This is a genomic window from Streptomyces guryensis, assembly GCF_021261325.1.
Lineage (GTDB): Bacteria > Actinomycetota > Actinomycetes > Streptomycetales > Streptomycetaceae > Streptomyces > Streptomyces guryensis.
The window spans coordinates 40,123-54,509 of the sequence record NZ_JAJSBI010000009.1 but is presented as its reverse complement, the minus strand read 5'-3'; the positions used below and the strand labels follow the sequence as shown (position 1 = coordinate 54,509).

General features: G+C 68.9%; 9 protein-coding genes and 2 pseudogenes. 10 read left to right on the top strand and 1 reads right to left on the bottom strand.

The window, feature by feature from the left end:
• Position 1 precedes the first annotated feature (1 nt).
• From LJ657_RS19365 to LJ657_RS49345, 9 genes and pseudogenes are all read left to right on the top strand, one after another.
• Complete coding sequence (locus LJ657_RS19365) at positions 2 to 874, top strand: Cgl0159 family (beta/alpha)8-fold protein (protein ID WP_232649900.1); 873 nt, start codon at positions 2 to 4, stop codon at positions 872 to 874.
• Positions 871 to 1,749, top strand: a complete 879-nt coding sequence (iolB, locus tag LJ657_RS19360) for a 5-deoxy-glucuronate isomerase (RefSeq protein WP_232649899.1) — start codon at positions 871 to 873, stop codon at positions 1,747 to 1,749. The genes LJ657_RS19365 and iolB overlap by 4 nt, the downstream gene beginning before the upstream one ends.
• Positions 1,746 to 3,632: a 3D-(3,5/4)-trihydroxycyclohexane-1,2-dione acylhydrolase (decyclizing) gene (gene iolD, locus LJ657_RS19355; protein WP_232649898.1), complete on the top strand. Its 1,887-nt coding sequence runs from the start codon at positions 1,746 to 1,748 to the stop codon at positions 3,630 to 3,632. Before iolB ends, iolD begins: the two co-directional genes overlap by 4 nt.
• A 29-nt stretch (positions 3,633 to 3,661) precedes the next feature.
• Complete coding sequence (locus LJ657_RS19350) at positions 3,662 to 5,158, top strand: CoA-acylating methylmalonate-semialdehyde dehydrogenase (RefSeq protein ID WP_232649897.1); 1,497 nt, start codon at positions 3,662 to 3,664, stop codon at positions 5,156 to 5,158.
• Between the two features lie 36 nt (positions 5,159 to 5,194).
• On the top strand, positions 5,195 to 6,637 hold the full coding sequence (locus tag LJ657_RS19345; protein ID WP_232649896.1) for a sugar porter family MFS transporter: 1,443 nt from the start codon (positions 5,195 to 5,197) through the stop codon (positions 6,635 to 6,637).
• Positions 6,638 to 6,665: 28 nt separating this feature from the next.
• Entirely contained in the window at positions 6,666 to 7,862 is a 1,197-nt protein-coding gene (locus LJ657_RS19340) for a Gfo/Idh/MocA family protein (RefSeq protein WP_232649895.1), read from the top strand.
• A gap of 26 nt (positions 7,863 to 7,888) precedes the next feature.
• Positions 7,889 to 8,887, top strand: coding sequence for a sugar phosphate isomerase/epimerase family protein (locus tag LJ657_RS19335; protein WP_232649894.1), 999 nt, complete (start codon positions 7,889 to 7,891; stop codon positions 8,885 to 8,887).
• Positions 8,888 to 9,256: 369 nt separating this feature from the next.
• Positions 9,257 to 11,077, top strand: a pseudogene (locus LJ657_RS19330) (IS481 family transposase).
• A gap of 198 nt (positions 11,078 to 11,275) precedes the next feature.
• Positions 11,276 to 11,485, top strand: a pseudogene (locus tag LJ657_RS49345) (IS701 family transposase); the annotation flags it as partial.
• A 23-nt stretch (positions 11,486 to 11,508) separates the two neighbouring features.
• Here LJ657_RS49345 and LJ657_RS19320 read toward each other — a convergent pair.
• Complete coding sequence (locus LJ657_RS19320) at positions 11,509 to 12,726, bottom strand: acetyl-CoA C-acetyltransferase (RefSeq protein ID WP_232649891.1); 1,218 nt, start codon at positions 12,724 to 12,726, stop codon at positions 11,509 to 11,511.
• Positions 12,727 to 13,223: 497 nt separating this feature from the next.
• On the opposite strand from LJ657_RS19320, the gene LJ657_RS19315 reads away from it, so the two are divergent.
• Entirely contained in the window at positions 13,224 to 14,369 is a 1,146-nt protein-coding gene (locus LJ657_RS19315; protein WP_232649890.1) for an acyl-CoA dehydrogenase family protein, read from the top strand.
• Positions 14,370 to 14,387: the final 18 nt, after the last annotated feature.

Genomic DNA, 14,387 nt, shown 5'->3' with positions numbered 1-14,387 from the left:
CGTGCTGACCGATCACGTGAGCCGGATCGTGGACGCCCGGGTCAACGACCCCGGCGCCATCGCGGCAGCGGCCGCGCGCCGCAGCAAGGCCACCTCGCTCATCGGCGAGCACGGCAAGGCTATGATCATCGCCGCCGACCACCCGGCGCGCGGCGCCAACGGCGTCGGCGCCGACCCCAACGCCATGGCCGACCGCGCCCGGCTCCTGGACCGGCTGTGCATCGCCCTGGACCGGCCCGGCGTGACCGGTGTGCTGGCCACCGCCGACATCCTCGAAGACCTGCTGCTGCTCGGCGTCCTGGACGGCAAGAGCGTCTTCGGCTCCATGAACCGGGCCGGCCTCGCGGGGTCGGTCTTCGAGATCGACGACCGGTTCACCGGATACGACGCCGAAACCATCGCCGCGATGGGCTTCGACGGCGGGAAGATGCTCACCCGCATCGCCCTGGGCGACGCTGCCACGCCGTCCGTCCTGGAGAACACCGCCCGGGCCGTGGACGAGCTCAACGACCGTCACCTGATCGCCATGGTCGAGCCGTTCATGTCGACCTGGCAGGACGGGAAGATCCGCAACGACCTGTCGACGGATGCCGTCACCAAGTCGATCACCATTGCCTCCGGGCTGGGCCGCCGCACCGCCTACACCTGGCTGAAGCTGCCGGTCGTCGAGGACATGGAGCGCGTCCTGGCCTCCTCCACCCTGCCCGCGCTGCTGCTGGGCGGCGAGGTCAAGGACGCCGACACGGCCTTCGCCTCCTGGGGCAAGGCCCTCAAGCAGCCCACCGCACGCGGCCTGGTCGTCGGCCGCTCCCTGCTCTACCCCGCAGGCGGCGACGTCGCCGGTGCCGTGGACCGGGCGGTGAGCCTGCTGTGACGTCCAAGTATCACCTTCCCAAGGGGACTTCGGCCGACGGCCCCTACGACCTCCTGGTCACGCCCGAGTCGGCGGGCTGGGGATACTCCGGGCTCAGGATCCTGACCCTGCAGCCCGGTGAGGCACACGCCCTGTCCACCGCCGACTCCGAGTTCCTGGTCCTGCCGCTGACGGGCTCCTGCACCGTCACCACGGACGGCACTGCCTTCGAACTCACCGGCCGGACAGGCGTGTTCGCCTCAGCCACCGACTTCGCCTACCTCCCCCGCGAGTCGGAGGCCCTGATCAGCAGCGCGACCGGCGGACGGTTCGCGCTGCCCTCCGCCCGTACCGAGCAGGGAGGTCACTCGGCTCGGTACGGGCGCAAGGAGGACGTCCCGGTGGAGCTCCGTGGCGCCGGCGCATGTTCTCGGCAGGTCAACAACTACTGCCTGCCCGGCACCTTCGACGCAGAGCAACTGCTCGTGTGCGAGGTACTGACACCCGGCGGCAACTGGTCGTCGTACCCGCCGCACAAGCACGACGAAGCCCGCCCCGGCCAGGAGTCGGAGCTGGAGGAGATCTACTACTTCGAGGTCTCCGGCGACGGCAACGGCTTCGGCTACCAGCGGGTCTACGGCACTCCCGAGCGCCCGATCGACGTCCTCGCCGAGATCCGCTCCGGCGACACGGTGCTGATCCCGCACGGCTGGCACGGCCCGTCCATCGCCGCGCCCGGCTACGACCTGTACTACCTCAACGTCATGGCCGGTCCCGGCCAGGACCGCGCCTGGCTCATCTGCGACGACCCCGCCCACGGCTGGGTCCGCACCACCTGGGACACGCAAGACACCGATGACCGGCTGCCGTTCGGCGCCGAGGAGAACCACTCATGACCGAGACGATCCGGCTGACCACCGCCCAGGCCCTGGTGCGCTTCCTGGCCGCCCAGTACAGCGAGCGCGACGGCCACGAGCACCGGCTCATCCCCGGGGTGTGGGGCATCTTCGGCCACGGCAACGTCGCCGGCATCGGTCAGGCGCTGCTCCAGGCGGCAGTGACACGCGAGGCCGACCTGCCCTACTACCTGGCGCGTAACGAACAGGGCATGGTCCACGCATCGGTGGCGTACGCGAAAATGCGAGACCGGCTTGCGACCTTCGCCTGCACCGCGTCCACCGGCCCCGGCTCCACCAACATGATCACCGGCGCCGCGCTGGCCACCACCAACCGGCTCCCGGTCCTCCTTCTGCCCAGCGACATGTTCGCCACCCGCGCCGCCGACCCGGTGCTGCAGCAACTGGAGGACACCCGGGGCGGGGACGTCACCGTCAACGACGCCTTCCGGGCCGTGTCGAAGTACTTCGACCGCATCTCCCGTCCCGAGCAGCTGATCCCGGCCGCGCTGGCCGCGATGCGGGTGCTGACCGACCCGGTGGAGACCGGGGCCGTCACCCTCGCGTTGCCGCAGGACGTGCAGGCCGAGGCGTACGACTGGCCGGTGTCGTTCTTCCGCAGGCGGGTGTGGCACGTGGGCCGCCCGGTGCCGGAACAGGCCGCCGTCGAGCGGGCCGCCCACCTGCTGCGCGGCGCGAAGAAGCCCCTGATCGTCGCCGGAGGCGGCGCCGTCTACTCGGGTGCGGAGACCGAGCTGCGGGCGTTCGCGGAGGCCACCGGCATCCCGGTGGCGGACACGCACGCCGGCAAGGGCGCCGTGTCCTGGGACCACTCCTGCGCCGTGGGTGGCATCGGCTCCACCGGCTCCTATGCGGCCAACGAGCTGGCGCGCGAGGCGGATGTGGTGCTCGGCATCGGCACCCGCTACTCCGACTTCACCACCGCCAGCCACACCGTCTTCGGCAATCCGGACGTCACCTTCGTCAACCTCAACGTGGCCCGCCTGGACGCCGTCAAGCACTCCGCGGAGCCGCTGGTGGCCGACGCGCGGCTGGGCATCCAGGCCCTCGCGGGGGCATTGACGGACTGGGAGGTCGAGCCCGGGTACCGCTCGCACACCCGCCAACTGATCGCCCGTACGCGGGAGATCGAGGAGGAGTGCTTCGCCCCGGACCGCAACACCGGTGACCTGCCCGCGCAGACACAGATCCTCGGCGCCCTCAACGACGTCCTCGACGATCGCGCCGTCGTCATCAACGCGGCCGGTTCCATGCCCGGCGACCTGCAGCAACTGTGGCGGGCCCGCGACCCCAAGGCCTACCACGTCGAATACGCCTACTCCTGCATGGGCTACGAGGTCGCCGCCGGTGTCGGCGCCAAGATGGCCGACCCGACGCGGGAGGTCGTCGTCCTCGTCGGCGACGGGTCCTACCTGATGATGGCTCAGGAGATCGTCACCATGGTCTCCGAGGGCCTGAAGGTCATCATCGTCCTGGTCCAGAACCACGGCTTCGCCTCCATCGGCGCCCTCTCCGAATCACTCGGCTCGCAGCGCTTCGGCACCAAGTACCGCTACCGCGACGGCGATTCCGGGCAGCTGGACGGCGACGTCCTCCCGGTTGATCTCGCCGCGAACGCCTCTTCGCTGGGTGCGGACGTCCTGCACGCCGCATCGGTGGAGGAGTTCCGCTCGGCGATGGAGAAGGCGAAGGCGGCGTCCCGGACCACGGTCGTGCACGTCGAGACCGACCTGTACGGGCCCAACCCGCCCGGCCACGGCTGGTGGGACGTCCCCGTCAGCCAGGCCTCCGCCCTCGACACGACCCAGGCCGCCTACGACACGTACGCCGCCCACAAGCAGTCCCAGCGCCACTACCTGTAAGACCCCGTCCCCGCAAAGGAAACGTCACCGTGACAACCATCGAGCACTGGATCAACGGCTCCCTCACCCAGGGGGCCGCCACCGCCACCCAGCCGGTGTTCAACCCGGCTACCGGCGCCGAGCAGGCCCAGGTCGTCCTCGGCGGCGGCGCGGACGTGGACGCCGCGGTCCAGGCCGCGTCCGCCGCGTTCGAGACGTGGTCGGAATCCTCACTCACCCAGCGCACCCAGGTCATGTTCAACTTCCGCCAGCTGCTCATGGAGCACGAGGAGGAGCTCGGCCGGATCATCTCCGCCGAACACGGCAAGACCGTCGACGACGCCCGCGGCGAAATCACCCGCGGCCGCGAGGTCGTGGAGTTCGCCTGCGGTCTCGGTGACGTCCTCAAGGGCAGCTTCTCCGACCAGGTCTCGCGTGGCGTGGACGTACACGACTTCCGCCAGCCCCTCGGCGTCGTCGCGGGCATCACGCCGTTCAACTTCCCGGCGATGGTGCCGCTATGGATGCACCCGATCGCCATCGCGACCGGCAACACCTTCATCCTCAAGCCGTCCGAACGCGACCCGTCGGCCGCGAACTTCGTCGCCGACCTGTACCAGAAGGCCGGTCTGCCCGACGGTGTGTTCAACGTCGTCCACGGCGGCAAGCCGGCCGTCGACGCCATCCTCACCCACCCCGGCATCCAGGCGGTCTCCTTCGTCGGCTCCACCCCGATCGCCAAGTACGTCCACGAGCAGGCCACCGCCCACGGCAAGCGGGTCCAGGCCCTGGGCGGCGCCAAGAACCACGCCGTCGTCCTGCCCGACGCCGACCTCGAGTTCGCCGCCAACCACATCACCGCCGGCGCCTACGGCTCTGCCGGCGAACGCTGCATGGCCGTCTCGGTCGCCGTCGCCGTCGGCGACGCCGCCGACGGGCTCGTCGAGATCCTCGAACGCAAGGCCCGCGAAGTGAAGGTCGGCCCCGGCGACCAGCCCGGCACCGAGATGGGCCCCCTGATCACCAAGGCAGCCCAGGAGCGCGTGGAGAACGCCGTGGGTACGGCCGCCGCCCAGGGCGCCACCGTCGTCGTCGACGGCCGCGACCTGAAGATCGAGGGCCACGAGGAGGGCTTCTTCACCGGCCCCTCCCTCCTGGACCACGTCACCACCGAGATGCAGGCGTACAAGGAAGAGCTGTTCGGCCCGGTCCTCGCCATCGTCCGCACCGACACTCTCGATGAGGCCATCGACCTCATCAACGCCAACCCCTACGGCAACGGCACCGCCCTGTTCACCGCCTCCGGCGAAGCCGCCCGCCGCTTCCAGCGCAACATCCACATCGGCATGATCGGCATCAACGTCCCCGTCCCGGTCCCGATGTCGTACTACTCCTTCGGCGGCTGGAAGGACTCCCTCATCGGCGACTCTCCCATCCACGGCCCCGAAGGCATCCGCTTCTACACCCGCCCCAAGGTCGTCACCACCCGCTGGCCCCAGCAGAGCCAGCAGGTCAGCGCCGGCTTCAACTTCCCGACCTCCAACTGACATCCCCCCACCCCCACCAACCGCTAGGAGGTGGCCATGGACGTCAGGGACGACGCCCTCCAGGCCTCCACACCGAGCACTGTCGCCACAGGCCTTTCCTCCCCGCACGTCTACCGGCGGCTACGAACCATCACGGTCATCGCGACGTTCGGTGGACTGCTCTTCGGCTATGACACCGGCGTCATCTCCGGTGCGCTGCCCTTCATGTCACTCTCGCCCGAGGAGGGCGGGCTGGGTCTGACCCCGCTGACCGAGGGGATCGTCGCGTCGTCGCTCGTGCTCGGTGCGGCGTTCGGGGCCCTGTTCGGTGGCCGGCTCTGTGACCGCTTCGGGCGCAAGCGGACCATCCTCGGGCTCGCCGTGCTGTTCTTCGTCGGGGCACTGGGCACCGCTATGGCGCCGGAGCTTGCGGTGATGGTGCTCTTCCGTGTGCTGCTGGGTCTCGCCGTGGGCGGTGCGTCCGCGACGGTGCCGGTCTTCATCGCCGAACTGGCTCCGGCCGACCGCCGCGGGCGGCTGGTGACACAGAACGAACTGATGATCGTGGCAGGCCAGTTGCTGGCGTACACCTCGAACGCGGTCATCGCCAAGACCGTGGGCGAGGGTGGCGTGTGGCGATGGATGCTCGCGATCGCCACGGTCCCCGCCGTGCTGCTGTGGGTCGGGATGCTCTTCGTGCCTGAGTCGCCGCGCTGGCTGGCCTCCCGTGGCCGGTTCGACGACGCCCTCGGCACCCTGGGCCGGATTCGCGACCCACAGGACGTCGACGCCGAGTTCGCCGAGATCAAGCAGCGTGTCACCGCCGACGCCGCCCAGCCGCGGGCAGGCTGGCTGGACTTGGGCACACCGTGGGTCCGGCGCATCGTGATGTTCGGGTTCGGGCTGGCGTCCCTGACTCAGCTCACCGGCGTCAACTCGATCATGTACTTCGCGCCGACGATCCTGCTGGACACCGGGCTGGGCAGGCAGGCGGCGCTGACCGCCACCATTGCAAACGGCGTCGTGGCCGTGCTCGCCGTGTCGACGGGCATGTGGCTGCTGGGGCGGTACGGCCGACGCCCGATGCTGCTGACCGGTCAGGTCGGCGTCACCGTCTCCCTGTTGCTGATCGCGCTCTGCTTCCTGGTCCTGCCCGAATCGACGGCCCGCAGTTACCTGGTGCTCGCCTCGATGCTGACCTTCCTGCTGTTCATGCAGGGATGCATCGCGACCGTGTTCTGGCTGATGCTCTCGGAGATCTTCCCGCTCCGGCTGCGCGGCTTCGCCATGGGCACAGCCGTCTTCGGCACCTGGATGGCCAACTTCGTGGTCACGCTGGTGTTCCCGCCGCTGATCAACGCGGTCGGCGGGATCACGTTCCTGCTGTTCGCCGTGGTCAACGCCGCCACATTCCTCTACTACCTCCGCACCGTCCCCGAGACCCGCGGCCGTTCGATGGAAGACATCGAGTCCCATTTCCGACGGCAGTTCGCCGCCTGATCACTCGCTTATTTGAAAGGCACCCGCCATGACCACCTCTGCCAAACCACTGTCCGTCGCGGTGATCGGAGCCGGTATGGCCGGCCGCAGCCACGCGGCCGGATACCGCAACGTCAACACGGTCTTCGGGGCCGGCCTGCCGCCGGTCCGGCTGGCCGCGATCGCCGACGCCAACACCGCGCTCGGCGAGGACGCCGCGCGTCGCTACGGCTTCGAGAAGGCGCTCCCGAGCTGGGAGGCCGTGGTCGAGGACCCGACGATCGACGCCGTCAGCATCGTCGCCGGCAATGCGCTGCACCGCCCGATCGCCGAGGCGCTGGTCGCGGCGGGCAAGCATGTGCTGTGCGAGAAGCCGCTGGCCGGGTCGATGGAAGACGCCCGCGCGATGGCCGAGCTGGAGCGCACCGCCGAGGTCGTGACCGCGGTCGGCTACACCTTCCGTCGTGCCCCCGGCATCGCCGCGATCCGCGAGCATGTGCGGGCCGGTGAGCTGGGTGACCTGACGCTGTTCAGCGGCCGCTACTGGTGTGACTACGCGACCGACCCGAACGGTCCGCTCAGCTGGCGGTTCAAGGGCGGCCCGGGTTCGGGTGCGCTCGGGGACGTCGGCTCGCACGTCATCGACGCCGCCGAGTACGTGGCCGGTCCGATCGCCTCGGTCTCGGGTGCCTCGCTGTCGACGCAGATCACCAAGCGGCCGCTGCCGCTGGGCGCGGTCGTCGGGCACAACGCGGCTCCCGTTTCAGAGGAGTTCGGCGAGGTCGAGAACGAGGACACCGCGACCTTCACGGCCCGCTTCGAGTCCGGTCTCGTCGGCACCTTCTCGGTGACGCGCACCGGCTTCGGCCTGCCCAACGGGCTCTTCTTCGACGTCCTGGGCGTGGGCGGGCGGGCCGCGTTCGACCAGCACCGGCCCGCCGAGTACCTCTTCGACGACGCGCAGCCCGACGCCCGTACGCGCGGTGCCCGGCAGATCATCGCCGGTCCGAACCTGCCGTACTTCGCGGGCGGTGTCCCGATGGAGGCGCCGGGTGTGGGCGCCAGCAACGCCGACAACTTCACCTACCAGGCCCGGGCCTTCCTGGACCAGGTCGCTGGGGTCGCCGAGCCGCTGCCGGCCTGCGCCACCTTCGCCGACGCGCTGCGCACGATGGAGATCATCCAGGCCGTCGTCGAGTCCTCCCACAACGACGGTGCCGCCGTCGCCGTTCCGCCCGTCGCCTGATTCTCACGTATCGAAGGAGATACCCGATGGCCCTCAAGCTCGGCGCCTACACCGCCTGTCTGCACGACCGCACCCTCACCGAGGCCCTCGACATCCTCAAGGAGAACGGTCTGACCTCGGTCGAGGTCAACACCGGCGGCTTCATACCCTCCCCGCACTGCCCGGTCGACCTGCTGCTGTCCTCGGCCAAGGCGCGCGAGGAGTACCTGGCGACGTTCGCCGACCGCGGGATGGAGCTGACCGGCCTCAACTGCAACGGCAACCCGCTCAACCCGCTCCCCGGCGTCGGCCCCAAGCACGCGGACGACCTGCGCCGCACGATCCGCCTCGCGGGCCTGCTGGGCGTCAGGCACGTGGTCACCATGTCCGGTACGCCGGGCTCGGACCCGGACGCCAAGTACCCCTCCTGGGTGGTGAATCCGTGGGACGGCGTCTACATGGACGTCCTGGACTACCAGTGGGGCGTGGCCGTCGAGTTCTGGAAGGAGATCGACGCGCTCGCCCGGGAGAACGACGTCCGGGTCGCGATCGAGATGCACCCGCACAACCTCGTCTTCTCCCCCGTCACCCTCAAGCGGCTCGTCGACACGGGCGGCCTGACGAACGTCGGCGCCGAGATGGACCCTTCCCATCTGATGTGGCAGGGCATGGACGTCATCGCCTCCATCAAGTGGCTCGGGCCGCTGGTCTTCCACGCCGCCGCGAAGGACGCGACGCTCTGCCCGGGCGCCGACATCCGCGGCGTACTGGACACGTCGTTCACCCGCGTGCCGGCCGACGCCGACGGCAAGGTCCCCACCGGCTACGGCTTCTGGTGCAACGCCTGGCCGGAAAACCCGGCCTGGAAGTTCGTCGCCGTAGGCCTCGGCAACGACGTCCCCTTCTGGACCGAGTTCCTGCGCGCCCTCGCCGAGATCGACCCCGACATCGCGGTGAACATCGAGCACGAGGACGCCGCCTACTCCCAGACCGAGGGGCTCGCCCTGGCCGCCAAGAACCTCCACAGCGCCGCCGCAGCCCTGTAACCCACATCCTGCGCGGGCCCGTTCTCGTGAGCTGCGAGAACGGGCCCGCGCCCAGCCGGAGTATCGGGGCGCGGCGAGGGAGCCGAGACGGGCGGCAAGGCCAAGCAAGATGGCCGCCTTCGCCCCGAAGCAAGACCCAGCACACCACAAGGGACGGCTACTTTGAATTCGTCGTAGACAACGGCCATGGCTGGAGGCCATCTCTCGGTCGACTCCCGGCGGTTCCATAACAACAACAGCAATCGCATCTGTCGGTGTGAGGTCTCAGGAGATGCTTGACCGTTTGTGCTCTGGACATGATTGACACCTTCGGCTGAACGTCCGCCATCCCTCGACCAACGAAGCTGCAGGGCTGCTTCCGTCGGTGACGTGGATGTTCAGCAGCTGGCCGAGTACCGCTACCGGGCTGTCCGCGAGGTGCTCGGTGGGTCCCCGATCGGTGAGGTCGCGGCCCGGTACGGCACTTCGCGTCAGACGTTGCACAGCTGGCGGCGGCGGTTCGAGCAGGAGGGCATGCCCGGTCTGCTGGATCGCTCCCGGCGCCCGCGGAACAGTCCCACGCGTCTTTCTGCGGAGGTTGAAGCCGAGATCTGCGAACTGCGTCGCCTGCACCCCCGCTGGGGTGCCCGCCGGATCTCCCACGAACTGGCTGCCCGCGGGCTGGAGTCGGCGCCTTCGCGGGCCACGGTCCACCGGGTGCTTTCCCGCAACGGCCTGGTCCGCACCCAGGAACAGCAGCATCCGCGCAAGTACCGCCGGTGGCAGCGTGAGGCGCCCATGCACCTGTGGCAGATGGACCTGGTCGGCGGGGTGCCGCTGGCCGACGGGCGGGAGTGCAAGATGGTCACCGGCATCGACGACCACTCCCGGTTCGTCGTGATCGCCTCCGTCGTGGCCGTGCCCAGTGCCCGCGCGGTGTGCTCGGCCTTCACCGCCGCGATGCGCCGTTACGGGGTGCCCTTCGAGGTCCTGACCGACAACGGCAAGCAGTTCACCGGCCGTCATACCCGCCCCCAGCCGGTGGAGGTGCTCTTCGAGCGCATCTGCCGGGAGAACGGCATCACCCAGAGACTGACCAAGCCACGTTCACCCACCACCACGGGCAAGATCGAACGTTTTCACCGCACCCTGCGCGAGGAGTTCCTCGACCACGTGGCGCCGTTCGAGTCGCTGGCCGCGGCCCAGGAAGCGATCGACGGCTGGGTGCACGCCTACAACCACCAGCGCCCGCACCAGGCCCTGAGCATGGCCACCCCGGTCAGTCTCTTCCGTCCCCATGCTGCCGTCCACGGCGGTGATCTGCATCCCGAACAGACCGTCGCCGAGCCGGAGTTGGCCATTGACGTAGTCGAGCCGCCCATCCTTCCCCCGCAGGGCACCGCGATCGAGTTCGGCGTGCGGGTGCCTCCCAGCGGCGAGATCACCCTGGTGACGGGCAGGCAGCGGGTCGGCATCCACCAGGCACTGGCCGGCCGGACACTGACGGTCTGGGCGAACCACCGCAGCGTCCACTTCCTCCTCGACGGGCATCTCGTCACCACGGTCCCGTCCCGGCTGCGACCGGAGGACCTCGCCTAGCTGACCATGCGCTACGGAGCCCGTCCGGCTGGTCCCGAGCCCGCACCCCCGGCTCTACCCAGGGCCCGCAGCGGCACGGCCATCCTCGCCGCCGGCGAACCCGTCGAGGTCGACCGCAAGGTCCATCGCCACGGGATCGTCTGCCTGGCCGGCGGCCGCTATCAGGTCGGATTCGCCCTCGCAGGTCGCACGATCACTCTCCGTCTCGACGGACACCTCATGCACGTCATCGCCGACAACGCCCTAATGGGAACGTGGCCTTGCCCTGTTCCGGCCAACCGTCTGGGGCAGATCGACGGGGCACGGACGGCGGCGTCCCCGCTGCCGCCTCCGCCTCTGCCGGCCGGGGCAATCCGGGCCCAGCGAAAGGTGCATGCCAGCGGCCGCTTCATGATCAACGGCCAGTTCATCAAGCTCGGCCCGCGGCATGCGGGAAAGATCGTCACCGTCGTCATCGAGGACACCCACTACCGGATCCTGCATGGGGAGGACGAACTCGCTGTCAGGCCCCGCAAGAACCTCGGGCCGATCACCAGGCTCTACGTCAAAGGCATGGGCACCCAGAAGGACCGTCAAGGATCTCCTGACGACAAACCGTCAAGGAAGTCCTGAGACCTCACACCGACACGCATCGCCGTCCTGACCAGCCCAGCCTTCCTCAACAAGTCCGACGTCGACACCGGGATCCGACCTTGCGGCCAATGGCACCGCTGACGCCAATGAAAGCTGCTCGGCCGGTGAGGTCGATCAGTTGAGTCTCTCGTCCGCGGGACGCGGGCGCGGCAGGGCTGCGTGCTTCACTCAGCCAGCCCTGCCGGACCAGCCCATCTCGTCCCGTTGTCCTGCCCCGAACTCGTTCGATTCCTCTGGGCGTTCGTCCTCACACCACCAGTCCGGGACGCGAGACACATCCTGCACCGGATGGCCTGGCGCCGCCGCAATCAAGCCATCGCAGGAGCCTGCCACCAGCGCCGACACGCTCTTCAGGACCAGCCACGACCAGAACTCCAGCTGCCGTGACTGATCACGACTCAAAACGCTCCCTAGGCGAGCCGCTCGATCAGCATGGCCATGCCCTGCCCGCCGCCGACGCACATCGTCTCCAGGCCGATCTGTTTGTCATGGGCCTGAAGGTTGTTGATGAGCGATCCGGTGATCCGCGCTCCGGTCATCCCATAGGGGTGGCCCAACGCGATGGCCCCGCCCGAGACGTTGAGTTTGTCCTCGTCGATCTGCAGCGCCTGTGCAGAGCCGAGCACCTGCACGGCGAATGCTTCGTTGATCTCGACGAGATCGACGTCGCTCATGGTCAGGCCCGCGTGGTCGAGTGCCTGACGGGTGGCCTCGATGGGGCCGAGGCCCATGATCTCCGGCGAGAGAGCGGTCACGCCGGTGGAGATGATGCGGGCCAGCGGCTGCAGGCCGAGTTCACACGCCCTGACATCGGACATGATGACGAGGGCCGCCGCTCCGTCGTTGAGCGGGCACGAGTTGCCGGCGGTGACGGAGCCCTTCTCACGGAAGACCGGCTTGAGCGCGGAAACCGCATCGAGCGTCGTCCCGGGCCGCGGGCAGTCGTCCTCGGCCACGATCGACCCGTCGGGCAGGGTGATCGGAGTGATCTCCTTGCGGAAGTGGCCGCGCGCGATGGCCTCCTCGGCTCGGTGCTGCGAACGAACCGCCCACCGGTCCTGCTCTTCGCGACCGATGCCCGTGAGGGAGGCGACGTTCTCCGCGGTTTCACCCATGCTGATGTACACGTCGGGCACCAGTCCCGACTCGCGAGGGTCGGTCCAGGCCTCGTGGCTCGCCTGCCTGGCGGCCGAGCGTGCCTGAGCGACGCCGAACGCGGGGTTCTGCGTGTCCGGCCAGGAGTCCGAGTTGCCGTTGAGATACCGGGACACGGCCTCTGTGCCCGCCGAGATGTAGGCCGAGCCTTCGCCTGCCTTGATCGCGTGGAAGGCCATCCGCGTCGTCTGCAGCGACGATGAGCAGTAGCGGGTCACCGTGGTGCCCGGCAGGTTGTCGTAGCCCAGTTGGACCGCGACGTTGCGCGCCAGGTTGAAGCCTTGTTCGCCACCGGGCAGACCGCAGCCGAGGATCAGGTCTCCGATCTCGTCGGGGTCGAGTCCCGGGACCTTGGCGAGCGCCGCAGCGATCACCTGGGTGGCGAGATCGTCGCTGCGCATCTCCTTCAGCGACCCCTTGAACGCCCGACCGATCGGCGAGCGGGCGTAGGACACAATCACGGCTTCGGGCATCTGAGTGCTCTTCTCGGAGATCTGGCGGTGGGTTCTGTCCGGAGGAGCGGCTCTCAAGCTCCGGCAGAACAGGGATGACGTCAGCAAGGTAGCCACCCGAAACAGGTGCCCCATAGGACGATCGCGCCTCGCCGTGGTACGTCCGCGCAAGACGGCACCTGCCCGTTTCGTCTTGGTTCGGGTACCTCGGTGAGCGGCACTGCGGAGCGAGCACGCCACCGATCCGCGCCTGCCTGCGGGCATGGCCGCCCGTCACCCGCTCAACCGGACCCGCCAACACGGTTGATGTGCGGGGAGTTGATGGGGGAACCGCCGGCGTACTCCACTGCACGCGATGGAGGACCCCGTGGCGTACGTCATGTCCACCTACCTCGCAGACGGGGTTGACGGAATCGACCCGCCTAAGAAAACTAAGCACTCGCATAGTTACTATGCACTCGCTTACTTCCTGCTCCTGCTTCTTACTTCCTCTTTCCGGCGAGCGACGAGGAGCTCCTGTGCGCCGTACTGTCTTCGATGCCGACCACGAGGCCTTCCGGACCTCCGTCCGGGCGTTCGTGGAGCGTGAGCTGCGGCCGCGCCAGGAGGAGTTCATCCAGCAGCGGGCGATCGACCGCGCCGCGTGGAAGGCCGCTGGGCAGCAAGGACTGCTCGGGCTGCTGGTACCGGAGCAGTACGGCGGCAGCGAGGCGGGCGACTATCGCTTCACCGCGGTCATCCACGAGGAATTCGCCAGGCTGTCGGTGGCATTCGCCTCCTCGTTCACCATCCACTGCGAGGTCGTCGCCCCCTACCTGGTCGAGCTGACCACCGAGGAGCAGCGTGAGCGCTGGCTGCCGCGGTTCTGCGCGGGCGAGCTGGTCACCGCGATCGGTATGACGGAGCCCTCGGCAGGTTCCGATCTCGCGGCCCTGCGGACCACGGCCGTGCGCGACGGCGAGAACTGGACCCTCAACGGCTCCAAGACCTTCATCACCAACGGCTTCGGCGCCGACCTCGTGGTCGTCGCCGCTCGCACCAGCCCGGAGAAGGGCGCCAAGGGCATCACGCTGTTCGCCGTGGAGACGGACATGCCCGGTTTCGAGCGCGGGCGCAAGCTGGACAAGGTCGGCCAGCACGAAGCCGACACCGCCGAGCTGTTCTTCCACGACGTGCGCGTCCCGGCCGCCAACGTCATCGGCGAAGTCGACCGCGGCTTCATCCACATGATGGAGCGGCTCCCGCAGGAGCGGATCGGTGCCGCCGTGCTCAACCTGGCCCACGCCGCGCAGATCCTGGACGAGACGCTGGAGTATGTGAAGGAGCGGAAGGCCTTCGGCCAGTCCGTCGGCGCCTTCCAGTACAACAAGTTCCGGCTGGCCGAGATGGTCACCCAGATCGAGGTGACCCAGGCCTTCGTCGACCAGTGCGTCGCCGCCCACGTCACGGGCCGGCTCTCGGCGGTGGACGCGGCCAAGGCCAAGTGGTGGACCGCCCAGGTACAGAACGAGGTCCTCGACGCCTGCGTCCAACTGCACGGCGGGTACGGCTACATGAACGAGTACCGGGTCGCCCGAGCCTGGCAGGACGCCCGCGTCACCAAGATCTGGGCCGGCTCGAACGAAATCATGAAGGAACTCATCGGCCGCGACCTCGGCCTGTAAGGCCCTTGGGCCCCTCGT